Consider the following 26357-nt stretch of genomic DNA (forward strand, 5'->3'; position numbering starts at 1 on the left):
TTTGTCAAAACGCACGGCGGCACCATGCGAGCCTGCGCCCAGATCCGGGATGTTGCCGCGGGAAGGATTCCGCGACCTTAGGCCAACGCCGCGGTGGGCCTCGTCACGCCGAAACGCCTTTCGAACTCGGCGACATCGACGACGCCGCGCCGATGGGTCCCGTCACCGATCTTGCGGCCGCCGTCCCAGGCCTCGACTTCGAACAGGACGCTCCTGGCTTCGACGGCGACGACCCGTGCGACCGCGCGCACGGTGCGGCCGACCGGCGTCGCCGCCAGATGACGGACGTTGACCATCATCCCGACGCTGACATAGCCGGTCGGCAGGGACGGCTGGATCGCCGATCCCGCCGCCATCTCCATGTGCAGGATCATCATCGGCGTGCCGTAGACTTCAGGCATTCCCGGCACCACGTGGCCGACCGTCATCTCGGCCGTGACGGTCACCAGCTTTTCCGCCGTCATGCCGACGCTCACCTGATCAAGCGGACTCATGGCCCAATCCCGCATCTGCTTCGCTCGTGGAGGGGGCGGGTGTCTCGACCGCATGCGGCTTGCGGTTGGTGAACCAATTGCCGAGCCGGTCGAGATAGAGATAGACCACGGGCGTGGTGTAGAGCGTCAGGATCTGCGAGAGCATCAAGCCGCCGACGATCGTGTAGCCGAGCGGCTGGCGCAGTTCGGCGCCGGTGCCGTTGCCGAGCATCAGAGGCACACCGCCGAGCAGCGCGGCCATGGTCGTCATCAGGATCGGGCGAAAGCGGAGCGTGCAGGCCTGGTAGATCGCTTCCTCAGGACTCAGCCCTTGATTGCGCTCCACCTCGAGGGCGAAGTCGACCAGCATGATGCCATTCTTCTTGACGATGCCGATCAGCAGGATGATGCCGATGATGGCGATGACGCTGAGATCCATGTGGACTGCCAGCAGCAACAGCAGCGCGCCGATGCCGGCGGAAGGCAGCGTCGACAGGATCGTGATCGGATGGATCAGGCTCTCATAGAGGACGCCGAGGATGATGTAGATCACGATCAGCGCCGCCCCGATCAGCAACGGTGTGCCGGACAGCGAAGACTGGAAGGCTTGCGCGTTGCCCTGGAACGAGGTCGACAGCGAGGCGGGCTTGCCGGTGTCCTTCTCGATCTTCTGGATCGCCGTCACCGCATCGCCCAGCGCTACGCCGGGCCGCAGGTTGAACGAGATCGTCACCGAGGGAAACAGGCCCTGGTGATTGATCAGAATCGGCGCCGGCATGATCACGCTGTGGACCAGCGTGCTTAAGGGGACCTGTTGGCCGGTCGCCGAGTTGAGATAGATGTCCTTGAGCGCGTCGGGCCCATACTGGAAGGCTGGATCGACCTCCATGACCACGTGGTATTGGTTCAGCGAGGTGAACATGGTGGAGACGATGCGCTGACCGTACGCGTCGTCGAGGGTGTTGTCGATCGTCGTGGGCAGGATGCCGAAGCTCGAGGCGACTTCGCGATTGACGGTGACCTGAAGCCTCGGGCCGGCATTGGCCTGGTCGCTCGCGACGTCGGTGACGAGGTCGAGCGCGCGGATCTTCTCCAGGAAGATCGCCGACCAGTGGTTGAGTTCGTTGGAATCGGCGTCCGTCAGCGTGAACTGATACTGCGTCTTCGACAGGCGCGCGCCGATCGTGATGTCCTGGGCCGACTGCATGTAAAGCTTGATGCCCTGGATATGGGCGAGCCGGGGTTCTAGCCGCGCGATCACCTGGTCGGCGCTGGCCTTGCGTTCGGGCTTCGGCTTCAGGACGATGAAGATGCGTCCCTGGTTGAGGGTCGCCGTCGGCCCGCCTGGACCGATATAGCTGGCCACCGATTGGATCGCCGGATCCTTTGACAGGATGTCGACGACCGCCTGCTGGCGTTCGGACATGGCGGGGAAGGAGATGTCCTGGGCAGCCTCGGTGATGCCGACGATCTGTCCGGTATCCTGTTGCGGGAAGAAGCCTTTCGGGATGATCACATAGAGATAGCCGGTCAGCGCGATCGTCGAGAGCATCACGAGCAGCGTCACGAAACGATGGCGCAGCACGATTCGCAGGCCGCGCGCGTACAGCGCAAGCAGGCCATCGAAGCCGCGCTCGAACAGGAGATAGAGCCGGCCGTGCTTTCTCCGCGATTCATCCTTCAGGAGGCGCGCGCACATCATCGGGGTCAAAGTGAGCGAGATCACCAGCGACAGCAGCAGCGAGGCGGTGATCGTGACGGCGAACTCCTGGAACAGCTTTCCGACGTAGCCGCCCATCAGGAACAGCGGGATGAACACCGCGATCAGCGACAGGGTGATGGAGACGATCGTGAAGCCGATTTCGCTGGAGCCTTTGAGCGCAGCCTCCATGGGCGTCATGCCCTGCTCGAGATGGCGCACGATGTTCTCGATCACCACCACGGCATCGTCGACCACGAATCCGACCGCGATCGACAGCGCCATCAGCGAGAGGTTGTCGAGACTGTAGCCGAGCACGTAGAGGACTGCGAAGGTGCCGATCAGCGCCAGCGGAACCGTGATCGCCGGGATGATGGTGGCCCAGAAATTCCTCAGGAACAGGAATATGACCATCACCACCAATGCGACCGTCAGCAGTAGCGTGAATTGCACATCGGTAACCGCGGCGCGAATCGTGGCGGTGCGGTCGGCGGCGATCGTCACCTTGATCGCCGGCGGAACGGAGGCCTGCAGCTGCGGCAGCAGTTTCTTGATGCGATCGACGGTTTCGATGACGTTGGCGCCGGGGACGCGCTGGACGGCGAGGATGACGGCGGGGTCCTTGCCGTACCAGCCGGCCAGCAGGTCGTTTTCGGGCGCCTCGATCGCCGAGCCGATGTCGCGCAGCCGCACCGGCGAGCCGTTGCGATAGGCGATGATGAGGGCTTCATAGGCGGCGGGCTTCAGCAACTGGTCGTTGGTATTGAGCGTATAAGTGACGCGCGGGCTGTTGAGCGTGCCCTTGGGCAGGTCGACATTGGCGCCGGCGATCACGGTGCGGACGTCTTCGAGGCCGATGCCGCGGGCGGCCAGCGCCTGCGGATTGACGCGGATGCGGATCGCGGGCTTCTGCTGGCCGCCGATTCCGACCAGGCCGACGCCTGGCACTTGGGAAATCTTGGGCAGCAGGATGTTTTCCGCGTAGGCATCCACCGTGGTCATCGGCAGCGAGTCCGACGTCAGCGCGATCAGCATGATCGGCGTTTCCGCCGGATTCACCTTCCTGATCGTCGGCGGGTAGGGGATGTTCTGCGGCAGGAACGGGCTCGCGGCATTGATCGCGGAGAGCACGTCGACCGCCGCGCTGTCCACCGTGCGCGACAGCTCGAACTGCACCGTGAGCTGGGCGACGCCGAGTGCGCTGGACGAGGTGAGCTGCGTGACGCCGGGGATCTGGCTGAGCTGCTGTTCGAGTGGCGTCGCGACCGACGAGGCGATGGTTCCGGGGTCGGCGCCGGGCAGTTGCGCCGAAATCTGGATCGTCGGGTAGTTGACGTTCGGCAGCGCGCCGACCGGCAGCAGGGGATAGGCCGCGAGGCCGCACAGCAGCAGGCCCGCCATCAGCAGAGCGGTTGCAATCGGCCGCAGGATGAAGGGCGCGGACAGGTTCATGGGAGCGCGTCCTGCACGGAGCTTTGCAGGTCGGCTTCGCGCGCGGCCTTGCCGTGCAGTTCCCGAACCTGGCTTCCTTCCGTCAGCCGATACTGACCGTCGACGACGACGGTATCGCCTGATTTCAGTCCCTGGTCGATCAGGGCCTGCCCCTCGCTGATCTGCGCGACGTGAACAGGACGCAAGGAAGCGGTCTGGTTCGGAGAGACGACATAGACATAGCTGCCGTTCGGGCCCTGCTGGACTGCGGAGCCGGCGACCGTCAGCGCATCCTTCTGAATCTTCAGCAGCAGCCGGGCATTCACCAGCTGTCCCGGCCACAGCCGGTGCTCGTGATTGGCGAATGTGGCCTTGAGCTGGACGGTGCCGGTCGTCCCTGCGATCTCGTTGTTGACGAGCAGCAGCGTGCCTTCGCCGAGCTTAATCTTGTTGTCCTGGCTGTAGGCGATGACCTTCAACTGGCCTTTTGCTTCGTGTTCCTGGATCACGGGCAGATCCGTCTGCGGAAGGGTGAACAGCAGCGAAATCGGCTCGATCTGGGTGACGACGACGAGACCGTTCGGGTCGGTCGGATGAATCACGTTGCCGACATCGATCTGGCGGACGCCGGTGATGCCGGGAATGGCCGATGTCAGGCGTGTGTAGCTGAGCTGGACGTTGGCCTCGTCGATCTGCGCCTGGTCCGCTTTCACGGCGGCCTTGAGTTGGGCCACCTGCGCGGTCTGCGTCTCGATCAGCTGCGGGGTCGCATAACCCTTGTCACCGAGTTTACTGTATCGGGAGAGATTGGCTTCGGCATTGGTGAGTTGGGCCTGATCTCGGTCGCGATTGGCCGTCAGCTGCTCGATCTGGGCCTCGTAGGGACGCGGGTCGATCTGGGCGAGCAGATCTCCGGCCTTGACGGTCTGTCCCTCGGTGAAGGCGATCTTGACGATCTGTCCCTGAATCTGGCTGCGCACGACATCGGTGTTGTAGGCGATCACGGTGCCGATGCCGCGCAGATAGATCGGAACGTCCTTGCCGGTGACCGCGGCGGTGACCACCGGTACGGCCGCGGGCACCGGCGCGGCGGCGACGACCGGCTTCCGGTCCGCGGCGAAGAACCAGAGGCCGGCTCCGACGAGAATCGCGGCGAGAGCGACAAGCGCGATGGCGAGATTTCGTTTCATGAGACCGTCCTGGATGTCAGGGATTGCTTGAGCCGCTGATCGAAGTCGTGCTGCCCGTTGCGGCAGGGCCTTGCACCGGGACGGACGGACTGATTCCGGCGCCGCCGAGCTCGGTGGCTCCGAGCGGTATCCCGACGCGTCCGACCGTCGATGCTGAAGGCAGCGGAGGCGCCGCCGTGATGCTGCCGTTGCAGGTGACGGATGAGCCCCCGGACAGTCCGCCGCCGTCGAACAAGGCTCCGGACGAGGCGGTATTGCCGGATCCGGCACAACCCGCCGTGCTTTGCGCCGGATTGAGCGGCGAAATGCCGGGTGTTGCGATCTCGGTCGATCCCAGCGGAACGCCGACGGGCCGCGTGGATTGCGGGTTGAGCGGCGACGTCGCCAGCATGCCGGTGGAAGGCTGCATTCCCGGCATGGTCGTTTGAGCGGACGTCGCAGCCGGGACGAGCCACAGCATGCCGGCCGTGAGTGCCACGGCGAGCGGTATCAGGGTGAACCGGTGCGAGCTGGATCTTCCCGAGCCGACGTCGTTCGATGGGTGCTGCTCTCGCATGAAAAATGCTCCGGCTGAATGCTGTCGAGCACTAGAGAGGTGCGGAACGGTGGGGTATTTCCAGAACGCACGTCCCGCTACCCGGCAGCACGACGACAACGGGCATTCGACGCATCGTAAGCGGGCATTCGTCTTCGTTCGGCCGCGTCGCCGAGTTGCCTCGCCGATGACAGCGCCGTTGGCCGGCTTTGGCTTCGGCTCGCTTTCGCTATTTCAGAATGGCCCGCACATGCGCGAGTTCCCGGCTGCATGTGCTTGTGTCGCCGTTTTGTTCGGCGGTACGTGCGCGATCAAGCGAATCCAGCGCATCCGCGAAAACCGCTCCGCGGCCGCCTTCGGCCTCTGCAATCGAGCGAGGCGTCGGTTGATGACTGCGCAGCGCGCTGAGGCTCTCCCGCTGCCAGCCGTGGGCGCCCGCGTCTTTTTCTATGGCCTGATCCAGCTGGATCTGGGTTTTCGCGATGTCGTCCGCACAAGTGCCTGCACGCGCGGGCGAAGCTGCGCACAACAGGATGAGAAGCGCGATCTGGAGATTTGCTGTGGATGTCATGTGTCCGATCCCATGCATGGAGTTTAATCAGCATCAGATGCGACCTCTTGAATGCCAAAGCGGATCGTTCGTCTTTCGCGTATGAACGCCGGCCGTTCACAGTAATGAGAGGTCTGTACGCCTGACATATGCGCTGCGCTTTGAAGTGCGCGCCCTAGCTAGGCAGTGTCCCGAGGATGCACGAGCAGCCGTTGTCGCGATCGGCATGTCCCGACGTGCGAAGTGGCAAGGGCCGTTGTTTGCCGAAATACGCCGGCGAGTGTCGACACTACTGTCGCACCATTCCAACCTGGAGTGATCCCGACATGAAACACCTCAACGCTGGCCTCGCCTTCGCTGCCGCTCTCTCCCTGTTCGCGACCGTCGCCCCGGCGCGCGCTGAACCCCCGAAGAACATCGTCCTGGTGCACGGCGCCTGGGTCGATGCGTCCGGCTGGAAGCCGGTCTACGAGATCCTGGTCAAGGAAGGCTTCCGCGTCAGCATGCTGCAGGAGCCCGAGACGTCGTTTGGCGATGATGTCACGGCGGCGAAGCGGCTGCTCGATCTCCAGAATGGCCCGACGCTTCTGGTCGGCCACAGCTATGGCGGCTCGATCATCACCGAGGCGGGTGTTCATCCCAATGTCGTCGGCCTGGTCTACGTCGCTGCGCATGCGCCCGACGTCGGAGAGGACGAAGCGGCGCTGGGCAAGAAGACGCCGAGCGTACTTGGAAAGACCGAAGGCGCCATCAAGGTCACGCCCGACAAATTCACCTATCTCGATCCCGTGCAATTCCCCAAGCTGTTCGCCCCCGATCTGCCGCGCGAGCAGGCGGAGTTCGAATCACGCTCCCAGGTTCTGGCCGCGACGCAGGTGTTCAGCACGCCGCTGACGGCGGCTGCGTGGAAGACCAAGCCGAGCTGGGGCATCGTTGCCGGCAACGACCAGATCATCAATCCGGATCTCGAGCGCTGGTATTACGAGCGCGCCAAGAGCCACACCACCGTGATCCCGGGTGCAAGCCACTCGGTCTACGAGTCGCATCCGAAGGAAGTGGCGGAGATCATCACCCGTGCCGCTCGCAGCATCGATCAACCGGCCACCCGCTGACGCGTTTTGCCGGTCCTGACGCACGGCCGGCAGAAGGAAGGACGGCGGGAGAGACAGCACTCCCGCCGGCCCGACTGCCCCTCCGGAGAATTCCATGAGCATGATCGAGACGACCGGCACGATCCTGGACTGGGTCGTGACGACGGTGAAGCGGGCTGGACTGAGCCGCGATCTGCCGTCCGGCAATCCGGACCTGATGTGGGTCGCGAATTCGTCGACTTTGATCTACGGCGAGCGGGATGCCATCCTCGTCGACACGTTCCTCACCGCCGGGCAGTCGAAGACGTTGCTGGATTGGGTCGTGTCGCGGGAGCGAAATCTGACCACGATCTACGTCACGCATGGCCACGGTGATCATTTCTTCGGTCTCGCGCCGCTGCTCGATCGCTTTCCGCGGGCACGGGCCGTGGCCGTTCCTGAGGTTGTCGACGAGATGAAGACGCAGCTTTCGCCGGCATCGCTCGACGGTTTCTGGCGCAAGCGCTTTCCGGGCGAGATCGCGCAGCGCCTGGTCGCTGCAGAGCCTCTCGAAGGCGAGCTCGCGCTCGAGGGACACAAGCTCGTCGTCATCGACATGGGACGAACCGACACGGCGCGCTCCACCGCCGTTCATGTCCCGTCTCTCGATCTGATCGTCGCCGGCGACACCACATACAACGGCATTCATCCTTATCTCGCCGAAACCGACACGCAGAGCCGGCTGGAATGGATCGCCGCGCTCGATCGGCTCGAAGCGTTGAAGCCGCGCTTCGTGGTGGCCGGACACAAGAAGCCGGAGAACGATGACAATCCGCGCAGCATCGCGGACACCCGGCAATATCTGCTCGATTTCAACCGCCTCGACCAGGCGACGATTTCTCCGCGCGAGCTCTACGACGCGATGCTTGCGCTTCATCCCGACCGTGCCAATCCGGGATCGCTCTGGAGCGGAGCCAACGCCGCAAAGGGGCCAAGGTCATGACGAGCTGGCAGAACAACCGCGCCGCGCGCGATGCCCGCATCGCGGCCGGTGCCGGACTTGCCCACGGCAAGGTCGTGGAAGCGTCCGACGCTACGCGTCTGCTGGAGGCCGTGATCCGGCCGGGCGACCGGGTTTGCCTCGAAGGCGATAACCAGAAGCAGGCGGATCTCTTGAGCCGCGCGCTGCTGGCGGTCGATCTGTCCAAGGTCAACGATCTGCACATGGTGCAGTCGGGCGTCGTTCTGCCCGAACATCTGGACCTGTTCGACCGCGGGGTCGCGAAGCGGCTCGACTATGCCTATTCCGGGCCGCAATCGGCGCGCATCGCGCGCATGCTGTTCGGCGGCAAGATCGAGCTGGGAGCAATTCACACCTATCTCGAACTGTTCGCGCGCTACTTCATCGATCTCACCCCGCACGTCGCCCTGATCGCCGCCGTCAGCGCCGACCGTGACGGCAACCTCTACACCGGCCCGAACACCGAGGACACGCCCACCGTGGTGGAGGCAACGGCGTTCAAGGACGGCGTCGTGATCGCCCAGGTCAACGAGATCGTCGAGACGGTTCCGCGGGTCGATATCCCGGCGGACCGCGTCCATTTCGTCGTCAAGTCCGACAAGCCGTTCTTCGTCGAGCCACTGTTCACGCGCGATCCGGCGGCGATCACCGAGGGGCAGATCCTGACCGCGATGCTCGCGATCAAGGGCATCTACGCGCCCTATGGCGTGCAGCGGATCAATCACGGGATCGGCTTCAGCACGGCCGCGATCGAGCTCCTGCTGCCGACGTTCGGCGAGAGGCTGGGCCTGAAGGGCAGGATCGCAACCCACTTCGCCTTGAATCCGCATCCCGCGCTCATTCCCGCGATCGAATCTGGTTGGGTCCGGCAAATCCACTCGTTCGGCTCGGAGGTCGGGATGGACGAGTACATCCGGGCGCGATCCGACATCTATTTCACCGGCCCCGACGGTTCGCTGCGTTCCAACCGCGCCTTTTGCCAGACCGCCGGGCTCTATGCCTGCGACATGTTCATCGGCTCCACGCTGCAGATCGATCTCCAGGGAAATTCTTCGACCATCACCACCTCGCGCATCGCCGGGTTCGGCGGCGCGCCGAACATGGGCGCGGACGCACGCGGGCGCAGGCATCCGAGCGAGCCCTGGCTGAAGGCCGGCGCGGAGGCCGATCCGGACAGCCCGGCTCCGTTGCGCCGGGGCCGCAAGCTGGTGGTGCAGATTGGCGAGACCTTCGGCGACAAGAATGTCCCGCTGTTCGTCGAGAAGCTCGATGCGATCGAGCTCGCCGAGAAGCTGAACCTCGAACTCGCGCCGGTGATGATCTACGGCGACGACGTCACGCACATCGTCACCGAGGAGGGCGTGGCGAACCTCCTGTTGTGCCGTACGGCGCAAGAGCGCGAGCAGGCGATCCGCGGCGTCGCCGGATACACCGATGTCGGTCGCGGGCGGGATCGCAGCATGGTCGCGCAGCTGCGCGAGCGCGGCGTGATCCGGCGGCCCGAAGATATCGGCATCAACCCGCTCGATGCGGATCGCAACATGCTGGCGGCGCGCTCGATCAAGGATCTCGTGCGCTGGTCGGGCGGGCTCTACGCACCGCCGTCGAAATTCAGGAACTGGTGAGGACAGGCCATGGAAGATCTCAGCTTTCATCACCCGGTTCGCGAGCGCGCGGGCGGCATCAGGCGGAGCGCGATCGTGGGCGTGGTCGCCTCGGGCAATCTGGAAGTCCTGGTCGAGCGCGTCCTGCCGGATGCCGAATGCGCGGTCGAGATCAAAACCGCGGCGATGGGCTTCGGCGAAGTCTGGAGCGCCGTCATTGGCGATTTCGTCGAGCGCTATTCGCCCGGCGGGCTGAAATTTTCCATCAATGACGGCGGCGCGCGGCCCGACACGGTATCGCTTCGGCTGGCGCAGGCGGTGCGATTGATCGAGGGGAGCGAGCAATGACTGCGCCGCTCCCGCACATCGCCCCGGCCGAACGGGCCCGCAGCACAAGCTTCAACGAGGCATCGGCGCGGACGAGGCTTGATCTGCTGCTTGATGCCGGCAGCCTGGTCGAGTTCATCGGGCCGGAACAGCGCGAGGTCAGTCCGCATCTGGAGATATTCGGCCTTCCCGAGCAGTTCGATGACGGCATCGTCGTCGGCCATGGCCGGCTCGGCGGCGCGCCGGTATTCGTCGCCGCACAGGAAGGACGTTTCATGGGCGGCGCCTTCGGCGAGGTGCACGGCGCCAAACTGCTGGGTCTGCTCCGCGCGGCGCGCGAGATCGGATCGATCCCCGTTCTGATCCTGCTCGATACCGGCGGCGTCCGTCTGCAGGAGGCCAATGCCGGTGAACTCGCCATCGCCGAGATCATGCGCGCGGTGATTGAGGCGCGCAGTGCCGGCGTGAAGGTCATCGGCCTGATCGGCGGGCGCTCCGGCTGCTATGGCGGCGGCGGTCTGATCGCGGGCTGTTGCTCCGCGCTCGCCGTTTCGGAGGCGGGACGCATCGCGGTGTCGGGCCCCGAGGTGATCGAGACCAACCGCGGCGTCGAGGAATTCGACTCCCGTGACCGTGCCCTGGTCTGGCGCACCATGGGCGGCAAGCACCGGCGGCTGCTCGGCGCAGCCGACGTCTTCGCCGGTGACACTGTGCAGGATTTTCGCGAGGCCGCACTCGAGCTGATCGGGTTGATTGGCCCCTTCGGCCTCGACCGGCTCAGGGCGGAGCAGGGGCGTCTGGCCGACAGGTTGCGCCGCTTCGGCGCTTGCCAGGACGCCGTCGATATCTGGACCGCGGAAGGTGTTGCGCATGCGGAAACAGTTCCGGAATTGCCGGCCGACCAGTTCATTGCGCTTGCTAGCAGGATCGGGAGGAGCAGCCGTGACGCTCGATGACATTCTCGCCTCGCTGTTTCCCGATGGCCATGAGGTCAGGAACGACAATGGCGTCATTGCTGGCGCCGCGACGCTGCGATCCGGTGGCAGGATACTCGTGATTGGTGTTGCGGATCGGACTGCGCTCGGCGTCGACGAGGCGATCAGACTTTCCGCGCATGTCCTGGAGTCGATCGACCGGGGGAGCGGACCGATCCTGGTGCTCGTCGACAGCGACAGCCAGCGCATGAGCAAGCGTGACGAGCTGCTCGGGCTCAACGAATTCCTCGCGCATCTGGCGAAAGTGCTGATCCACGCGGATATGCACGGTCGCCCGACCATCGGTCTTCTTTACGGCCACTCGGCTGCGGGGGCCCTGCTTGCGACGGGCCTTGCGACGCGCGTGCTGGTCGGATTGCCCGGCGCCTCTCCCGCGGTGATGGATCTGCCGTCGATGGCGAAGGTCACCAAATTGTCGATGGCCGCTCTTGAGGAGAAAGCCAAATCGACGCCGGTTTTTGCGCCGGGGCTCTCCAATCTCGAGCAGATGGGTGCCGTTCATATGACATGGAGCGACGCCACCTCGCTCGCAGACCAGCTGGAGGCGCTGCTCGCCGACATGCCGGCTGCGCGGGATCGAAGAGATGCGCTCGGCAAGGAGCGCGGTGGCCGGCCGAAGGCCGCCGATATCGCGGAGCGCGTTCGTGACCTTGCCCTGCAAATCCGGTGAACCGCCGGCCGGTCGCCACGACCTCGTCTTTGTCAGCCCGCAGGGTTGGCGCGCGATGATCGGGATGCGCGGCGATCTCGCAGCCGACCCGCTGGTTTCGCGTTGGTCCGAAATGGGATGGCCGACCATCAGGCGGCGCGCTCTACCTAGCGAAGCGACCGGCCTTGCACTCGGCCTGCCGTTGCCGCCCTCCGCCGGCAAGAAGCGGCTGTCGTTTCTCGCGGATATCGACCACGTCACATCGGTCGCGAGGCCGCCCGCGCTGCGGCAGGTGCGCGCCTCGGCGCCGCGCAACTGGTGGCCGACGCTCGATCGGCTCGACGGGCTCGCGCTTCGTCATTCGGTGGACGTGCGCGTGTTCGGCAGCCTCGCATGGCAATCGCTGACCGGGCTCGATTACGTGACCGCTCGTTCCGACCTCGATGTCCTGTTCGCGTTCCCCCGCGAAGCCGATCTGGATCGTCTCGCCGCCGACGTGGCTGCGATCGAGACCGATGCGCCGATGCGGCTCGATGGCGAATTGATGCGCGCGGATGGTGCAGCGGTGAACTGGCGCGAATTCCATGCCGGCACGGACCAGCTTCTGGTCAAGACCATCGGGTGCGTAGCCCTGCTCGACAGGGATCGATTCATTTCGGGAGCGATGGGATCATGACCACAGCGGCCGCACGAAGCATCGAACCGCTTGTTTCCAGCCGGAGGCAGATGCCGTCCGGTATCTGGGCCATCGGCGGCTTCGCTGCCGATTGCCTTGCCATGGAGCTGGAAACCTGGCCCAAGCCGGGGCTCGTGAGCCATGTCGACAATGGTAGTCACGTCGACATGGATGCCGGCACGTTTCGTCGCAGCGCTGCGGCCATCAGGCCTTACCTTCAAAGTCTTGCCGAAGCGGGCGCGCTCGGTTGCGGCATGGGAGTGCTGCGGGTCATCGGCCTGGAGGCCGAACGGGCGATGCTCGAGGCGACCGCGGGCGTCAATACGCATCGCGGCGCGATCTTCGGTCTTGGCCTGTTGTGCGCGGCGGCCGGTGCGAGGGCCGGCGGGCTGGTCGATCCGGCACGTCCGCTCGGCGACGTCGTGGCACGCCTCTGGGGCGCCAGCATACTCGACGGTCCGGTGTTGCTGCACAGCCATGGCAGCGCTGCTCGCCGCCGCTTTCGCGCAGGCGGAGCCCGTATCGAGGCGGCGAGCGGGTTTCCCAGCGTCTACCGGATCGGCTTGCCGGCCCTGCGGAGAACAATGCCTGCCACGCCCGAGGATGCGGAAGCGGCTCGGGTCGAAGCGTGCTTTGCCCTGATTGCGTCGGTGGAAGACACGAATCTGCTGCATCGTGGCGGGCTCGAGGGGCTTCGTTTTGCGCGTCGCGCGGCACGTCGCTTCATCGACGCCGGCGGCGTGCGCGCTCCCGGCTGGCGCGTCAGCGCGCAATGGATCCATGAGAGCTTCGTCGCCCGTCGTCTCAGTCCCGGTGGCTCGGCTGACCTGCTTGCGATGTCGCTCTTCGTCGATGCCCACGACGCGCCGGGGCCATGATGTCCAATGCAATCCTGATGGCGCTGGTGCCGGTGTTCTTTGTCTTGCTGCTTGGATACGCCGCCGGAAGGTTTCATGTCGTCGACAATCTTCATGTCGATGCTCTCAACGCACTCGTGATGGATTTCGCCGTGCCGGCGTCCCTGTTCGCCGCGACCGCCTCAGCGTCGCGCAGTGAGATGATCGAGCAGGTTCCGCTGTTTCTGGTGCTCGGCATAACGATGTCGTTGCTCTATGCCGCCTGGTATCTTGCCGCGCGCAGGTTGTTCAAGGTGTCGCGGCCCGATGCGTCGATTCAGGCACTCACGGTCGGCTTTCCAAATCTTGCCGGCGTCGGTCTTCCAATCCTGACATCCGTCGCGGGACAGGCGGGCGCCGTTCCGGTCGCCGTCGCATTGGCAACCGGTTCGGTCCTCATCAGCCCGGTGACCCTGATCATGGCGGAAATGGACGCCGCCAGGTCCCGTGGCGAGGAAATGGCGGCGCGGCAGATGCTGACGGCAGTGGGGCGTGCGATCACCAAGCCGGTCGTGCTCGCGCCCGTGTTCGGCATCCTGTTTTCGGTGTCGGATCTGAGCCTCAACGCGCTCGCTCATGCGTGCCTCGCGCTGATCGGGAGTTCGGCCGCCGGCGTCGCGCTGTTTCTCACCGGAGCCATCCTGTCGGCACAGTCGTTCCGCCTGAACTGGAAGATCGCGGCCGCAACCGTGGCCGCGGACGTGGTTCGGCCGCTCGCAGCCGTTGCAATCACTCACGTCTTTCCAATCGCTCCCGACACAGCGAGGACGGCCATTCTGCTCGCCGCGGTGCCTTCCGGCTTTTTCGGCATCCTGTTTGCGGTCAACTACCGGCTGGACTCGGCAGCGGTCGGATCGATGGTCATTTCGAGCACCGGATTCAGCGTCGCGACCATGGCGGTTGCGATCGCCGTGCTCTTTCCGCACTAGGCGGCGATCATGACACTTGCGATCCTGTGCTCGGGACAAGGCGGACAGCATCGGGACATGTTCGCCCTGACGGGCGATGCGCCGGAAGCGACGCACCTGTTTGCACACGCGGCAACGTTGCTGGGCGGCAGGGATCCGCGCGATTTCGTGCGCAGCGAATCTGACGAGGCTCTGCATCGCAACCGGTCCGGCCAGATTCTATGCACGTTGCAGGCACTGGCCGCCGCTGCCGGGCTCAGGGACATCATTCCACATGGCGCCATCATCGCAGGCTACAGCGTCGGTGAGGTGGCGGCATGGGGCGTGGGAGATTTGTTCGAACCGGTCCTCACGCTTGACCTCGCGGTGCGCCGCGCGGAAGCGATGGACGCCGCCACCTGCGCCGGTGACGGGCTGATCTTTGTCCGTGGTCTTTCACATGACGATATGACCCGCCTTTGCGAGCGCCACGGCGCGGCGATCGCCATCGTCAATCCAGGCGATGCCTTCGTGGTCGGCGGTGGCCGGGAGGCATTGAACGGGATTGCCGGAGAGGCGAGGGCGATGCGCGCCACAAGGATCGTCGATCTGCCGGTTCGGGTTGCCTCCCACACCGGACGGCTCGCCGAGGCGTCGGTCGTGTTTCGCGAAGTCTTGCGGTCGGCGCCGGTGGCGTTCCCGTCGGCCGCCGGTGCGCGCATCCTGAGCGGCATCGATGGCGGTTCGGTCGTCTCCGCCGAGACGGGCCACGACAAGCTCGCCGCGCAGATCTCGCAAACCGTGCAGTGGGGAAATTGCCTGCAAAGCTGTCTCGAAGCGGGTGCCACGGCATTTCTCGAATTTGGACCTGGACATGCACTGAGCCGGATGGTTGCGAGCATCGAGCCCGGCCTTCCGGTGCGGTCGCTGGATGATTTCAGGAGTCTTCAGGGCGTGCGCAACTGGCTTGCGCGGCATCTCAGCGACTGAAATGGCAACAGCTTCGTTCCGGAATCGGACGGACGGCGCGCTCCGGATCGACGTGCGGCGCGGCAAAAAAAGGGGCCGTCCTTGTGGGGAGGACGGCCCAATGCTCGCATGCCTGGGAGGAGAAGGCTCGAGCCGTGACTTGGGGGTCTCAGTCACTAACATTGCCAACATCGCCGATCCCGCGTGCAAAGTATTTCACGTCCCCACGCTGTTTCTCATTTCGCATGATTCACGGAGGTCCGCCGGCAGGACATGAGACACCGGCTCGCGTGACGGAACCGGGTCGCATTCAGCGAGCCTGGGTGACGCCAATGCGTTCCGGCTGGTGCACCGCCAACGTGCCGGCGTGTCGCCTGTCAGACGTTTGAAGACGGTCGAGAAATGCGCCTGCGTGCAGAAACCGACGGCCAGCGCCGCCTCGACCAGCGGCGTCTCGGTATTCGACAGGAGAGATTTTGCATGCTCGATGCGCTGTTGCAGGAGATACTCGCGCGGCCGGTATCCAGTCGCGGCGCGAAACTGCGCTGCGAAGTGCATCCGGGACAATCCCGCGACGCCGGCGAGGTCGGACAGGCTGATGGAGTGGTCGAAGCGCGCCCTGACATACTCCTCGACGCGTCGGAGCCGCCATTTCGGCAAGGCGTTGACTTTCGTACGCGGGGGCTCGCGCCGAGCGACGTGCATCACCAGCGTCTGGGCGATGCAGCACGCAAATTCGCGATCGGCCGAATGGCCTTGTTCGGTCAGCGCCTTTGCGAGCTGCTCGGCGAACGGGTCGCGCAACAGAAGGAGATCGTTCAGGCATTCGGGCGCGAGCGGCTCCGTTCCCTGCTGTGGAGATGGAAAGCAATTGGCCGAGATGTGGAAGTGCAGGAAATCGCACGGCGCAAGAAACTGCGCGCGGAGCGGCTTCGACGGCGCGCCGACATAGAGTGTGCCTGCCGGCATGGCGCCGTCGAAAATGGTCTGACTGCCTCTGGTCAGCTTGAGACGTGTGCTCTTCAGGGCGATCGAGAAGAAGTACCGGTCGGGAGGCGTCGTTGCATCCTCGCGCCTGACGGCCGTCTGCGCATAGGTAAAGCGCGAGATCGTGATGTCCTCGCGCGCGACGCCCGCGCGTTGCTCGGGCTGGCGCCATTTTCGTTCGTGGGGGAATGCGCGTGCCCCCTGAGAGAAATCCGGTTCGCGGGCGCCGGGTTGATGTGTCAATCGGGCGCCGGCCGCTTGCATATCGGTGAGCATCGTTCGTCCCGTCTTTTGGATTCCGCTGCCGCGGTGACGGCTGCTGAATGCCATTGGTTGACGCTCGAACGATATGTCTGATGCCGCCACAAGGCCCGTTAGCGTTGCTGAAATCGTGTTAGATTTTGCGAAAGCTGCAGGTGCGTCGGAACGTCGCGAAACTCCGAATTAAGCAAGAAGAATCAAAGGCCTGCGCTGTGAGCTCCGATGTTGCGGCGCGATGCAGCTCTCTTCAGGTCGGGCGATCTGACCGGATTCAGGGAAGGCGTGGCGAGGCATCGATGCCGGGGGTGAGTCCGGGCGCGATCTTCTCCGCCGGCGGAATTGCGGGCACCCGCGCGTAGGGAAGCGCCGTCACCTCGGGAGGCTGCTGGGATGGGGATTGGAGGCAGTTGGGTCGCGGCGGATCTCCTGCGCCGAACACATCGAACATTGGGTCCACGAAGGTCGTGCGGAGCCGATGAGGCCAGGTCTGGCGATCGACCGCATCGGGCTGTCGGATCGTCACCGTGGCCGTCATGCCGGAGACCAACGGCACGCCCGGCGGCACCGTGTCGATGGCGACACGAACCGGTATGCGCTGTGCAAGCCGCACCCAGGTGTAGATCGGGTCCACGTTGGGCAGACCTTGCGTGCCCGCCGCGGCGTTTGACGGGCTGATGCCGCGGGTCACGGTTTTCACATGTCCCAGGATCGGCTTGGAGTAACCGATGAGCTGTGCCTCGACGCGATCGCCGACGCAGACATGCGCCATCTTGGTTTCCTCGAAATAACCGTCGATCCAGAAGCTGTTGGAATCGATGATGGAGACGTTGGTGACGCCGGTCAGCGCATAGTCGCCGACACGTAGCAGGAGATTGGTGACATAGCCGTCGACGGGGCTGAGCACATTGGTGCGCTTCAAGTTCAATTCCGCCTGTGCAAGCTGGTGAGCGGCCGCTGCGTAGGCGGCCTTCGCCTGCGAGGCATTGCCGGCGAAGATCTGCTGCTCCTCTGGCGTCGTCGCGAGGTCGGACAGACGCCGGCGCCGGTCGGACTCGGCCTGCTTCACCTCGAGGTCCGCCGCTCGCTGGTCGACGAGGGCCATGCCGATGCGGACGGCTACGTCGAAGTCGAAGGGATCGATGACGTAGAGCACGTCACCCTTGTGGACGAACTGGTTGTCGGCCACCCGCAGCTCCACGATTTTGCCTGCGATCTGCGGCGCGACATTGGCGACCTGCACGCGCACGCTGCCATTGCGCGTCCAGGGCGCGGTGACATAGTGCTGCCAGGTTGCAACCGATATCAGAATAGCGACCAGGGCGATGGCAAGGGTGGCAAAATGCTTGCCGACGCCAGCCATGAAACGCCCGGCGGCCTTGCGCAGCGACCGCGTCAATGACGTCGCCTGCCGGGAAGCTTCGCCATCGTTCGCGGCGCGGTCGCTGGTCGCGCGCGCCGCGGCCTCCGTCGGGCTGGAACACGCGACGGCGTCGGCTGCGTCCGCCCGTGCTTCGGCTGAAGATTCGGGGTGGGGCGGAAAGGCCGCATCTCGAGGCAGAGCCGCGTCCATGACTTTCTCCCTAGCAAAAGAGCGCGAGCAGGCCGAAGATCGACACGTAGAGGCAGAGCTCGGCCAGCGACGGGTTGCTGAAGATTCTTGTAAATCCCACGAAGCGCAGCACCGGGCGGAGCAGCAGGAATGCGAGCAGCGCCGTGGCCGCATAGGACACGATCGGGGCGATCAGCACGCCGCCCACGACGAGTTCACGATAAGTATTCGTCACGGATGCGTCCCCTGGCCGGAACCGGCGAAACCCTGCCATGGTTCGAGGACGATGCTGGCCGGAACGAGCGCGGCGAGCACCGGATCGACAGACAGGTTGCTTCGGGCAGCCGTCTGGCGCAGCGCCTCGGCGGCAGTCAGGATTGCGCCTCCATCGCGTAGGGTGAGCGCGGCTCGCGCGGCGCGCGCCGCGTCGCCGAGTGAGGTCTCGGCCAGGCGGTCCAGTTCGGCATGGCACCGTCGCAGCACCACGGCCTCGTCGAAGCAGCGCAGCGCTTCCGCGACGACCCGCGGGGGAGGTGCCGTGGCGCCGTTCGTCGTCAGGATCTGCTCGATCCGGGCGGCATCGCGAAACGCGGCTTCCTCCGGCGCGAGATGCCGGGCTCGCCCGGAATCGAGGCGGCTCAGCTCGCGATGGGCCTCGTCCAGCAGCAGCCGGATCCTCCGTTCGCCGGACAAGGACGGCAGCAGGAGCTGCGCTGCGAAGACCAGAACCGAGGAAAGCTGGGCAAATAGACACGTCACAAGGAATACGTCGGGGTCGTAGCTCTGCGGATTGCTCGGTGCGAGAATGACAAGCGTGAATACGAGGGAGAGCCGGCCGAGCGGCGGCAGGATGCCGCTCGGCAGCGTGATCAGCAGCGCTGCGCCGATCACGAGAGGCGCAAGGCCGATCGCCAGCAGTTGAAACTCGGATACGCCGTTGAAGACGAGGTATTTCAGGATGCCGGCGAGCAGGCATGCGATCGGCATGGCAAAGACCGCCAGTGTCGTGAAGGCGCGCGGATCCGGAGCCGTCGCACTCAGGCCGATGATCACTGCGGCAAGCGAGAGGCAGAGCGCGGTGGTCGGCCATCCCGCCATCACGAAGATGATTGCAATGAGGATGAAGTGGATCGCGGCCCTGACGCCGGCTTCCGCCGCAATGCGAGGCGAGCGGTAAAGCGGCGCGCGCCATTGCCGGAGTGGATAGTTCCCGGCCCGCAGTGCCTCGAGACTTTCGCGCACGTCTGCATTCCTGCGGATGATCTCGTCGCGCAGATTGGTCCGGCAGATCGCGATCAGGCCGGAGGCGCCGGGGTCTCGGTCGTCCCGGGACGTCGCGGATGCGGCCGGCAGCGCGGCAAGCGTGCGGGCGAGCGCGAGCTCGCTCACGAGGCCCACCATCGCGGAGCGTGCGGCTGCGGTTCTGGCCGAGCCGCTGATCGACTCCGTGACGAGGCTCGCGATCTCCGGATGCAGGGCCGCGACATCGCGCAACATGTCCGCAGCAGCCGTCGCGGATGAGGCTTCACCGCGGACGGCGCGTTGCGCGAACTCCGTGACCCGGTGATGCAGTGTTTCGAGGCGGTTCGCCAGAACCGGATGATAGTCCGGCGCGGCGAGCACCTCGTTGACCAGAGCGACCGCGAGGACGCCGATGGCGATGGCGGCGCCCCGGGCGACGCCGGTCGGAAACACTTGCAACGGGCTGTCGATCTGTTGGATGGCAATCAGGGCAACGGTGATGCAGCTGAGAGCCGCCGCATAAGCGCGATTGCCGTCCAGCATCCCGGCGACGTAGACGCAAAGTCCGACCCAGATCCCCAACACTGCGGGCAGCAGCGCGCCGGTTTGGGAAAAGGTGCCGGCGATGGCGATCGATGCGATCACGCCGATGGCGGTTGCGAGCAGCCGATAGCCCGCCTTTTCCATGCCCTGCGCGCGCGTGGGCAGCGCCAGGATTGCCACGGTGACGGCTGCCGACGAGGGGGATTCGAGTTCGAGCCAGAAGCTCACATAGAGTGCGAGGAGCATTGCCAGCAGGACGCGCAGCGCGAACGCCCAGGAACTCACCGGGAAGCCGGCGAAGACCCGCGGGCGGATGTCATCGGCAGCGCTGGTGGCGTCACCTGGCAATTATGCTCCCTCCATGCGCGGCAAAGCATGCGGCCTGCCGGCGTCGCGAAATCAAAGGGGAGCATGAGCTGTGCCGGCCGGTATTTTCGGTCCATCAACCTGCTTTCGGGAACGCACGCCGGGAAGGCGCAGTTTGCCCGAGCCGGGGCCCGACTATTGCGGCGCGTGGCCCGCCAGGGCCTCTTCGAGGCGGCGGATGATCTCGTCGCCGCTGGATGGCTTGCCGAGATAGCAATGCGCGCCAGCCGCCATGACGCGCTGGCGCACGGGTTCGCTCGGGAAAGCGGTCATGAAAATGATCGGGAAATGGCGGCCGGAGGCAACCAGGCGAGCCTGCAATTCATCGCCGGTAATGACCGGCATCTGAACGTCGGCGATCATGCAGGCCGGATCTTCTCCCGCCGGTTCCCGCAGGAAGGCGACGCCGGACTCGTAGGCGTGGGCTTCATAGCCGAGCGAACGCACGAGGCTCGCCAGCGACGCGCGCACGCCTTCGTCGTCGTCCACGATCGCAATCACCGGGGTTTTGGCCATTGGCACACATCCTGACCGCTGTGTTCCGCAGGGAGGATATCTCCCATTGGGCGGCCGATGGGGCCTTATGCACCGTGCGGCAGTCCCGCCGGAATTATACTCAGGTTTGGTCCGTAGTCTTTCGGTTCTGGGAAATCCCGAGCGCTTCGGCCTTGCGAACGAGGTCGGCCAGCGACCGGACCTCCATCTTGCGCATGACGTTGCCGCGGTGGATCTTGACGGTGATCTCGCTGAGGCCGATCAGGCCTGCCACCTGCTTGTTCATCAAGCCGGCGGTCACATGGCCCATCACCTCGCGCTCGCGCGCCGTCAGGCTCTCATACTGGATCCGGATATCCTCCTTCGTCGCGGCTTCCGCACGGCGCTGCGCATCGCGCTCGAGCGCTGCCGTCACTGCATCGAGCATGTCCTGATCGCGAAACGGCTTGGACAGGAAATCCACGGCGCCAGCCTTCATGGCGCGCACCGACATTGGAATGTCCCCATGACCGGTCATGAAGATGATTGGATATCTGATGCCCTGGCGGGTCAGTTGCCCCTGGAGATCGAGGCCGCTCACGCCCGGGAGCCGGACGTCCAGCACGATGCAGGCCGGTTTGTCGGGCATGACGCCGCCAAGCAGCTCGGCCGGTGAGCCGAACAGGCGTGTCTCGAGGCCGACGGATCGGAACAGGCTGTCGAGCGAGGCACGAATGCTCGCGTCGTCATCAACGATGATGACGACTGAACTGGAGGATTGGGCCGGCGGTTGCACTTGGTTTGGTCGTGTCATGGCAAGGCGTGTTCTTGGCTAAATGGCAGTGTCAGGTGGAATGTCGCGCCCGAGCCCGGAGAGCTCTCCACGGACAATCGGCCGCCGTGAGCTTCCACCGTCGTTCGGCAGATCGCAAGTCCCATGCCCATGCCGCCGCCCTTGGTGGTGAAGAACGGATCAAACAGGCGCGGCAGGTCGTCCGGCTGGATGCCCGGGCCGCTGTCCTCGACCGTGATGGCGAGGTTTTCGCCGTCCACGGTTCCGGCGCGCAGCGTAACGGTGCGGGAACCAGGCCGGCCTGACATGGCCTGGCCGGCATTGATCAGAAGATTGACCAGGACCTGCTGAAGCTGGATCCGGTCGCCGCGAACCGGCGGCAGGCCATGCTCCGTCTCGACGATGAGGGTGACGTCGTCCTTGACGAGCTCGCGCGCGACCAGGAGGGTCGCTTCCTCGATGATCTCGTCGATCTGCAGCAGATCCTGCTGGGTAGGGGCCTTCTTCAGGAAAGTCCGGATGCGGGTCACGATCTCGCTGGCGCGGCGGCCCTGAGCAACGACGTGACCGATCGTCGCCGCAACCTCCTTGAGATCGGGCACGTCGCGGCGCAGCCACCGCAAGCCAGCCTCGCCGCTGGTGACGATCGCTGCCAGAGGCTGATTCACCTCGTGGGCAATGGACGCGCTGAGCTCGCCGAGGGTGGCGACGCGCGCGGCATGCGCCAGCTCCGCCTGCGCCGCGAGCAGCGCATCCTGTGCCTGCTTGCGCTCGGTGATGTCGATGACGAAGGCGAGCACGTTGCGATCTCCGTCGGGCTCGGCCGGAAAGGTGATCGTAAACATGACGGGAACCTTGCGTCCGTCGAGACTCACGAAATCGGTCTCGCCTTCGTGGAACCGCTCTCCTTCCGCGAATGCGATCAGCGCGCCGAGGAAACGGCGGTGGTTCTCGTCCAGAAGCCTGTCCACGTTCGCGATGAAGGCCGCAGAGTCGCTTGCTCCCGCCATCTTCTGGAGGGCCGGATTGACGTCGGTAATTCTGGCGAGCCGGCGGACATGCCGCACGAATTCAGGATTTCGTGCAAGGTAGTCCCGCAACGTGGCGCCTCCGGTCTCCAGCGAATTCAGCGCGGTCCGCACTGCGCTCCAATCCTCCTCGACGATGCCGACCCGGCTTGCGTCGAACATCCGGCGGTATCGCTGCTCGCTCTGCACCAGCGCGTTATGTGCCGCGACGCGGTCCGTGACGTCGGTGTGGGTTTCAAGGACTCCAACGGGTTTGCCGAGATGGTCGTGCTGGAGCGCCCATCTTGCATCGACGGTGAGTGCGCCGCCGGCCTTCGTCCGCTGCTCCAGCCTGCCTTCCCATCGGCCGATGTCGAGCAGGCCGGCCTCGATGGCCTCTCGCCGGTCGGGATATTTGGTTCTCAGCAGCGCGTCGGCGAGTTGCCCGACCGCCTCGTCGGCCGACCAGCCGTAGGCCTGTTCCGCGGCCCTGTTCCAGAAACTGATCACGCCGCCGCGATCCCTGACGAAGATCATGTCATGCGAGAGATTGAGCAGGCGCGCCTGCGCCGCGAGGCGCTTCGTCGCCGCCTGATTCTGGAGCGCCAGCAAGGTCGTGATTCCGATGGCTGCGAGGCTCACCAGCGCACGAAGGGCAGGCGAGGCGATCGCCTCCAGATCGTGCGACAGTAGATAGGCGGTTATGGTCAGGACGCTGCAGCCGACAGCGGCGGCGATGATGTCGTTACGCCGGTGCGTCCTCGCCGCGAGCAGGATCGCAACGACGTAGAGAACTGCGACCGCGCCCTCGAGCGGCGTCAGCACATCGACCAGGAAAACCGCGAAAGCGAGGACGGCAGACCAGAACCGCAAGCCGGCGCGGCTCATCGATGAACCCGTGGCCCGATCAAGACTGGTCATCGTCGCTGGTGGTCGCTCTGCTCATTTTCGGTCACGTTGATGCCGCGATTTGATCGGGCCGACAACATGCGGCAACATGATTTTCGTGCTCTCTTGAAAGACGTTGCCGCGGTTCGATCCCGCGCGCGTGCCGATGAGGCACATTCCCCGGCAAAAACGGGGTTTTGCGTGAGTTTCCGACCATTGGCGAGCGCGTCAACATACCGCAGGGCGAGACCAGTTCCGCCATCGCGGCGAACGGGACGTCCGCGCGGCCGGCGACGCCACGGTCATACCTAGGTATGACGCGATCAACCCGAGAACCTATCCGGTGCACCCGCGCGTAGAATGGAGCGCGGGGACCGCCGAACTACTCTGCTCCCACATTCGGACGAGCCATTGGGTCTCGCCGGATCGAAAATGGGACAAGGAGTTCGACGATGTCGCTACAGATGTCACACCCGCTAGGCGCGAAGGATCATGTCGTCGGCTCGATCGGCGTCTCGGCCATCGATGGTTGCCAGTCCGGGCTTGCGGAACGTCCCGATCGCGCCGGCGAAAAGGCGATGACGCTGTCCCTCGTTCACCTCGATGTGGCCCTGGCCATCGAGACGCCCCCGCCGGGCGTGCGGAGATGCGCCGGCGACGGGCCCAGCTTCAGGGTATCGGCGAAACGCCTCGCGCGCATTTCCGTCGAGACCGATCGGGAGGCCGGTGCAGGCGAGTTCCCGGACCCGGTGATGCGAAGCCTCTCCGATGCGCTCGCGGCAACCGAAGCGGCCCATCATCCTCACTCCGCCATCCTTGCGGACGCCTTGCGTCTTGCCATCCTGACCCGCAGAGCCAGCCGGCCGACGGCCGTCGCGCGCAACGAGACCCATCAGGCCGACGAGCGGTGCCGGTCTGTGCGGTCATTGCAAAAATGGCGCCTGAAGCGCGTGCTGCAATATGTCGACGAGAATTTGGCTGGCAAGATCACCTTGCAGCATCTGGCGGCGGTCGCCGGCCTCAGCCGCATGCACTTTGCCGCGCAGTTCCGCGCGGCCGTCGGCATGCGGCCTCACGACTTTCTGCTGAAGCGGCGGATCGAACGCGCCCAGGAACTGCTGAGGCGCGCCGACGTCTCGCTGGTCGACGTTGCCTTGACCGTCGGATTCCAGACCCAGGCGCATTTCACGACGGTATTCAAGCGTTTCGCCGGCGATACGCCTTATCAATGGAGGAGCGCCTACCTTGCGCAATTCCTGCCGCTGCCTCGCGCCGAAGTTGGGCCGTCATGAGCAGTGTTGGCATTGAGGCCCTGATGCTGCCGCTGGCCGGCATTCACCTGGCTATGACGCACCATGAAGTCACGGGCGTGCTGGAGATCGCCCGTGCTCTCGGTAACTCCTATCGCCTGGCATCTTCAGATCCGGGATCCGGCGCTCTCTATGGCCGGTTCATTTTCGATTTCTGCCGAACCATCGTCACGGTGCTCGCGCGATAGCCTCGAGCCCTTTACAAGCGGGGCAGGTCAAGCGTTAACACTGCGATGGCAAACCGCAGAGCGAGAGTCATGAGAGCCTACAAAGTCGTCGACGCTTTCTCCTCCAAACCCTTCCTGGGAAACCCCGTCGCAGTCGTCCGTGATGCCGAGGGGCTGGCGACGGCCGAAATGCAGGCAATTGCCCGCTGGACGAACCTGTCGGAAACGACATTTCTCTTGCCGCCCACGAGTTCCGAGGCGGACTACCGCCTGCGCATTTTTACCCCCCGCAGCGAACTGCCGTTTGCCGGGCATCCGACGCTCGGCAGCGCCCATGCCGTGTTGGAGGCAGGCCGCGTGATGCCCCGGGGCGGTCGTCTCGTCCAGGAATGCGGTGTCGGGCTGGTGCGGATTGCCGTGGAGGGCGACGGCGCGGAGAGGCGTCTGACGCTTGCGTTGCCGCCGGCGAAGGTCACGGCTCTTTCAGCCGCAGACGTCGACGAATTGGAGGCAGTCATCGGGCATCGGATCGTTCGCGAGGTGGCTCCAGCGATCGTGGATGTCGGGGCCGTCTGGGTCGTCGCGCAACTTGCCGACGCGGACAGTGTGCTCGCGCTGACCCCAGACTTCCGGCGCTCGGCTGCCTTCGAGAAGCGGCTCGGTGTGACCGGGCTCTCGCTTTTTGGCCGTCACGCTGATGGCGAGGCGGCTATCGAGGTGCGTTCTTTTGCACCATCATGCGGCGTCGAGGAGGACCCGGTATGCGGCAGTGGAAACGGCGCCATCGCCGTGTTCCATCGCGACCGCGGTCTCCTCAAGGCCGGGACGAGCTACACGGCGGCGCAGGGGCGCTGCGTCGGGCGCGATGGCCGCATCGCCTTGGCGATCGAAGCGGACGGCGAGATCAGCGTTGGCGGCGCTTGCGTTACGTGCGTGGATGGCAGGATTGCCGATTAAGCCACAGGTCGATGGTCGATCATGCCGCGCTTCGGCTGCGGTATGCATATTGAGTCAGACCCGCTAACGCACCGCGACCGCGACGGCAGACAAGGCTGCCGGAAGGGACCAGGCCCAGTCTCCCAGTACTGAAACAGCCGCCGCGGCGGCGACACAGCCGAAGATGAAGCCGAGCAAGCGATGGAGCGAGCGACCCAGCGGCGTTGAATCATGCGGCAGCAGAGGGGTGCGTGGAGCGAGCAGGTCCATCGCCGACAAGACGGCATTGGCCAGATTGCCGGTCATCACCGCCGTCGAGATCGCGCCCGGCAGAGCGAGGCGAAGGAGCGCGTACTGGCAGGCCATGGCCGACACGGCGATCATCGCGGCCGCGCCGGCCCGGGATCCAGCCGCATCGGCAGACGGCCTTGTGATGACGCTGAAGATCAACAACGCGGCCAGCACGAGGAACTGAACCCGAAGCAACAGTCGCGCCAGGCTCGAACCGTGCCGGCCGGAAGCTTGGGCGATCAGCCAGACGGTCGCCAGGGTCAGCATGAAGACGGGAATCGCCAACAACTGTGCCCAATGAAACGAGCCGCCATCGATGGCAACGACGGCGGCCAGCACGATATTGCCGGTCACGTGAGCCGTGAAGATATGACCCAGCGTGAAGAAGCCGGTGAAGTCGACCATTCCGGCGATGATGCTGAGCAGCGGTGGCAGCCGCGCCTCCAGGCGCGACAGCTCCGCTGCGTCATCCGCTGAATCCGCGGACCTTTGCAGCACGATGAGGTCTCTGGCGAGCAGGGACATCTTTGGCTACTCCGATGCTGGCCGTTCGCATGGGCCGCTCACTGAC

26 protein-coding genes are annotated in these 26357 nt (G+C 65.0%); 14 read left to right on the forward strand and 12 right to left on the reverse strand.

All coding sequences use genetic code 11. The annotated features are described in order from the left end of the window. Nucleotides 1–77: 77 nt before the first annotated feature. From AB7535_RS08330 to AB7535_RS08340, 3 genes are read right to left on the reverse strand one after another with little or no spacing between them, the layout of a single operon-like run. Nucleotides 78–494: a thioesterase family protein gene (locus AB7535_RS08330; RefSeq protein ID WP_085401751.1), complete on the reverse strand. Its 417-nt coding sequence runs from the start codon at nt 492–494 to the stop codon at nt 78–80. After that, nucleotides 481–3624: an efflux RND transporter permease subunit gene (locus tag AB7535_RS08335; RefSeq protein ID WP_085401750.1), complete on the reverse strand. Its 3144-nt coding sequence runs from the start codon at nt 3622–3624 to the stop codon at nt 481–483. Before AB7535_RS08335 ends, AB7535_RS08330 begins: the two co-directional genes overlap by 14 nt. Continuing rightward, nucleotides 3621–4793 carry an efflux RND transporter periplasmic adaptor subunit gene (locus tag AB7535_RS08340; RefSeq protein ID WP_085401749.1) on the reverse strand — a complete coding sequence of 391 codons (1173 nt, stop codon included), beginning with the start codon at nt 4791–4793 and terminating at the stop codon, nt 3621–3623. The genes AB7535_RS08335 and AB7535_RS08340 overlap by 4 nt, the downstream gene beginning before the upstream one ends. A 23-nt stretch (nt 4794–4816) precedes the next feature. Between AB7535_RS08340 and AB7535_RS08345 the strand changes: the two genes are divergently transcribed. Further along, on the forward strand, nt 4817–5221 hold the full coding sequence (locus tag AB7535_RS08345; protein WP_085401748.1) for a hypothetical protein: 405 nt from the start codon (nt 4817–4819) through the stop codon (nt 5219–5221). Between the two features lie 336 nt (nt 5222–5557). Here AB7535_RS08345 and AB7535_RS08350 read toward each other — a convergent pair whose 3' ends face one another. Next, nucleotides 5558–5899, reverse strand: coding sequence for a hypothetical protein (locus tag AB7535_RS08350; protein WP_085401747.1), 342 nt, complete (start codon nt 5897–5899; stop codon nt 5558–5560). Nucleotides 5900–6204: 305 nt separating this feature from the next. Between AB7535_RS08350 and AB7535_RS08355 the strand changes: the two genes are divergently transcribed. The 10 genes from AB7535_RS08355 to AB7535_RS08400 all read left to right on the forward strand — a co-directional run bounded on the left by AB7535_RS08355 (nt 6205) and on the right by AB7535_RS08400 (nt 14993). After that, entirely contained in the window at nt 6205–6990 is a 786-nt protein-coding gene (locus AB7535_RS08355) for an alpha/beta hydrolase (RefSeq protein WP_071915311.1), read from the forward strand. 94 nt (nt 6991–7084) lie between these two features. Then, nucleotides 7085–7951 (forward strand): MBL fold metallo-hydrolase, encoded by an 867-nt coding sequence (locus AB7535_RS08360; RefSeq protein WP_135215368.1) that lies wholly within the window; start codon nt 7085–7087, stop codon nt 7949–7951. After that, complete coding sequence (gene mdcA, locus AB7535_RS08365) at nt 7948–9594, forward strand: malonate decarboxylase subunit alpha (RefSeq protein ID WP_085401745.1); 1647 nt, start codon at nt 7948–7950, stop codon at nt 9592–9594. Before AB7535_RS08360 ends, mdcA begins: the two co-directional genes overlap by 4 nt. A gap of 9 nt (nt 9595–9603) precedes the next feature. Further along, a complete protein-coding gene (gene mdcC, locus AB7535_RS08370; protein WP_085401744.1) occupies nt 9604–9921 on the forward strand; it encodes a malonate decarboxylase acyl carrier protein in 318 nt (105 codons plus the stop codon). Then, on the forward strand, nt 9918–10856 hold the full coding sequence (locus AB7535_RS08375) for a biotin-independent malonate decarboxylase subunit beta (RefSeq protein WP_085401743.1): 939 nt from the start codon (nt 9918–9920) through the stop codon (nt 10854–10856). Before mdcC ends, AB7535_RS08375 begins: the two co-directional genes overlap by 4 nt. After that, on the forward strand, nt 10843–11565 hold the full coding sequence (mdcE, locus tag AB7535_RS08380; RefSeq protein ID WP_085401742.1) for a biotin-independent malonate decarboxylase subunit gamma: 723 nt from the start codon (nt 10843–10845) through the stop codon (nt 11563–11565). The genes AB7535_RS08375 and mdcE overlap by 14 nt, the downstream gene beginning before the upstream one ends. Next, entirely contained in the window at nt 11540–12220 is a 681-nt protein-coding gene (mdcG, locus tag AB7535_RS08385; protein WP_085401741.1) for a malonate decarboxylase holo-[acyl-carrier-protein] synthase, read from the forward strand. The genes mdcE and mdcG overlap by 26 nt, the downstream gene beginning before the upstream one ends. Then, nucleotides 12217–13098, forward strand: a complete 882-nt coding sequence (gene mdcB / locus AB7535_RS08390; RefSeq protein ID WP_085401740.1) for a triphosphoribosyl-dephospho-CoA synthase MdcB — start codon at nt 12217–12219, stop codon at nt 13096–13098. Before mdcG ends, mdcB begins: the two co-directional genes overlap by 4 nt. Next, complete coding sequence (locus AB7535_RS08395) at nt 13095–14045, forward strand: AEC family transporter (RefSeq protein WP_071915304.1); 951 nt, start codon at nt 13095–13097, stop codon at nt 14043–14045. Before mdcB ends, AB7535_RS08395 begins: the two co-directional genes overlap by 4 nt. 9 nt (nt 14046–14054) lie before the next feature. Continuing rightward, the gene (locus AB7535_RS08400) at nt 14055–14993 is read left to right on the forward strand and encodes a malonate decarboxylase subunit epsilon (RefSeq protein ID WP_085401739.1); all 939 of its coding nucleotides are present in this window, start codon (nt 14055–14057) and stop codon (nt 14991–14993) included. 195 nt (nt 14994–15188) lie between these two features. Here the strand turns inward: AB7535_RS08400 and AB7535_RS08405 are convergent, their stop codons facing one another. From AB7535_RS08405 to AB7535_RS08435, 7 genes are all read right to left on the reverse strand, one after another. Next, entirely contained in the window at nt 15189–16235 is a 1047-nt protein-coding gene (locus AB7535_RS08405; RefSeq protein ID WP_063986513.1) for a helix-turn-helix domain-containing protein, read from the reverse strand. 256 nt (nt 16236–16491) lie between these two features. Beyond that, entirely contained in the window at nt 16492–17790 is a 1299-nt protein-coding gene (locus AB7535_RS08410; RefSeq protein WP_354112470.1) for an HlyD family secretion protein, read from the reverse strand. A 10-nt stretch (nt 17791–17800) separates the two neighbouring features. After that, nucleotides 17801–18004 carry a DUF1656 domain-containing protein gene (locus tag AB7535_RS08415; RefSeq protein ID WP_028155834.1) on the reverse strand — a complete coding sequence of 68 codons (204 nt, stop codon included), beginning with the start codon at nt 18002–18004 and terminating at the stop codon, nt 17801–17803. After that, on the reverse strand, nt 18001–19902 hold the full coding sequence (locus AB7535_RS08420; protein WP_439037267.1) for an FUSC family protein: 1902 nt from the start codon (nt 19900–19902) through the stop codon (nt 18001–18003). Before AB7535_RS08420 ends, AB7535_RS08415 begins: the two co-directional genes overlap by 4 nt. A gap of 153 nt (nt 19903–20055) precedes the next feature. Then, nucleotides 20056–20436 carry a response regulator transcription factor gene (locus AB7535_RS08425; protein WP_038955794.1) on the reverse strand — a complete coding sequence of 127 codons (381 nt, stop codon included), beginning with the start codon at nt 20434–20436 and terminating at the stop codon, nt 20056–20058. 100 nt (nt 20437–20536) lie between these two features. Further along, on the reverse strand, nt 20537–21208 hold the full coding sequence (locus AB7535_RS08430; RefSeq protein ID WP_038944749.1) for a response regulator transcription factor: 672 nt from the start codon (nt 21206–21208) through the stop codon (nt 20537–20539). Continuing rightward, complete coding sequence (locus tag AB7535_RS08435) at nt 21205–23082, reverse strand: PAS domain-containing sensor histidine kinase (RefSeq protein ID WP_354074959.1); 1878 nt, start codon at nt 23080–23082, stop codon at nt 21205–21207. Before AB7535_RS08435 ends, AB7535_RS08430 begins: the two co-directional genes overlap by 4 nt. Nucleotides 23083–23534: 452 nt before the next feature. On the opposite strand from AB7535_RS08435, the gene AB7535_RS08440 reads away from it, so the two are divergent. The 3 genes from AB7535_RS08440 (at nt 23535) to AB7535_RS08450 (ending at nt 25516) form a co-directional block, all read left to right on the forward strand. After that, on the forward strand, nt 23535–24374 hold the full coding sequence (locus tag AB7535_RS08440; protein WP_085401735.1) for an AraC family transcriptional regulator: 840 nt from the start codon (nt 23535–23537) through the stop codon (nt 24372–24374). Then, a complete protein-coding gene (locus AB7535_RS08445) occupies nt 24371–24580 on the forward strand; it encodes a hypothetical protein (RefSeq protein WP_085401734.1) in 210 nt (69 codons plus the stop codon). The genes AB7535_RS08440 and AB7535_RS08445 overlap by 4 nt, the downstream gene beginning before the upstream one ends. Nucleotides 24581–24649: 69 nt before the next feature. Next, nucleotides 24650–25516, forward strand: a complete 867-nt coding sequence (locus tag AB7535_RS08450; protein ID WP_085401733.1) for a PhzF family phenazine biosynthesis protein — start codon at nt 24650–24652, stop codon at nt 25514–25516. Nucleotides 25517–25579: 63 nt separating this feature from the next. On the opposite strand, the gene AB7535_RS08455 is transcribed toward AB7535_RS08450, so the two are convergent. After that, nucleotides 25580–26311, reverse strand: coding sequence for a YoaK family protein (locus AB7535_RS08455; protein WP_085401732.1), 732 nt, complete (start codon nt 26309–26311; stop codon nt 25580–25582). Nucleotides 26312–26357 lie beyond the last annotated feature (46 nt).

It is taken from the genome of Bradyrhizobium sp. 956_D2_N1_4 (genome assembly GCF_052076025.1).
Classification (GTDB): Bacteria; Pseudomonadota; Alphaproteobacteria; order Rhizobiales; family Xanthobacteraceae; genus Bradyrhizobium; species Bradyrhizobium barranii.

Coding starts and splice junctions, on each gene's coding strand:
- AB7535_RS08430 (WP_038944749.1), bottom strand. CDS start 21,208: ATGACACGACCAAACCAAGTGCAACCGCCGGCCCAATCCTCCAGTTCA.
- AB7535_RS08455 (WP_085401732.1), bottom strand. CDS start 26,311: ATGTCCCTGCTCGCCAGAGACCTCATCGTGCTGCAAAGGTCCGCGGAT.
- AB7535_RS08360 (WP_135215368.1), top strand. CDS start 7,085: ATGAGCATGATCGAGACGACCGGCACGATCCTGGACTGGGTCGTGACG.
- AB7535_RS08440 (WP_085401735.1), top strand. CDS start 23,535: ATGTCGCTACAGATGTCACACCCGCTAGGCGCGAAGGATCATGTCGTC.
- AB7535_RS08340 (WP_085401749.1), bottom strand. CDS start 4,793: ATGAAACGAAATCTCGCCATCGCGCTTGTCGCTCTCGCCGCGATTCTC.
- AB7535_RS08445 (WP_085401734.1), top strand. CDS start 24,371: ATGAGCAGTGTTGGCATTGAGGCCCTGATGCTGCCGCTGGCCGGCATT.
- AB7535_RS08335 (WP_085401750.1), bottom strand. CDS start 3,624: ATGAACCTGTCCGCGCCCTTCATCCTGCGGCCGATTGCAACCGCTCTG.
- AB7535_RS08425 (WP_038955794.1), bottom strand. CDS start 20,436: ATGGCCAAAACCCCGGTGATTGCGATCGTGGACGACGACGAAGGCGTG.
- mdcB (WP_085401740.1), top strand. CDS start 12,217: ATGACCACAGCGGCCGCACGAAGCATCGAACCGCTTGTTTCCAGCCGG.
- AB7535_RS08410 (WP_354112470.1), bottom strand. CDS start 17,790: ATGGACGCGGCTCTGCCTCGAGATGCGGCCTTTCCGCCCCACCCCGAA.
- mdcC (WP_085401744.1), top strand. CDS start 9,604: ATGGAAGATCTCAGCTTTCATCACCCGGTTCGCGAGCGCGCGGGCGGC.
- AB7535_RS08355 (WP_071915311.1), top strand. CDS start 6,205: ATGAAACACCTCAACGCTGGCCTCGCCTTCGCTGCCGCTCTCTCCCTG.
- mdcA (WP_085401745.1), top strand. CDS start 7,948: ATGACGAGCTGGCAGAACAACCGCGCCGCGCGCGATGCCCGCATCGCG.
- AB7535_RS08400 (WP_085401739.1), top strand. CDS start 14,055: ATGACACTTGCGATCCTGTGCTCGGGACAAGGCGGACAGCATCGGGAC.
- AB7535_RS08330 (WP_085401751.1), bottom strand. CDS start 494: ATGAGTCCGCTTGATCAGGTGAGCGTCGGCATGACGGCGGAAAAGCTG.
- AB7535_RS08435 (WP_354074959.1), bottom strand. CDS start 23,082: ATGAGCCGCGCCGGCTTGCGGTTCTGGTCTGCCGTCCTCGCTTTCGCG.
- AB7535_RS08450 (WP_085401733.1), top strand. CDS start 24,650: ATGAGAGCCTACAAAGTCGTCGACGCTTTCTCCTCCAAACCCTTCCTG.
- AB7535_RS08395 (WP_071915304.1), top strand. CDS start 13,095: ATGATGTCCAATGCAATCCTGATGGCGCTGGTGCCGGTGTTCTTTGTC.
- AB7535_RS08375 (WP_085401743.1), top strand. CDS start 9,918: ATGACTGCGCCGCTCCCGCACATCGCCCCGGCCGAACGGGCCCGCAGC.
- AB7535_RS08405 (WP_063986513.1), bottom strand. CDS start 16,235: ATGCTCACCGATATGCAAGCGGCCGGCGCCCGATTGACACATCAACCC.
- AB7535_RS08350 (WP_085401747.1), bottom strand. CDS start 5,899: ATGACATCCACAGCAAATCTCCAGATCGCGCTTCTCATCCTGTTGTGC.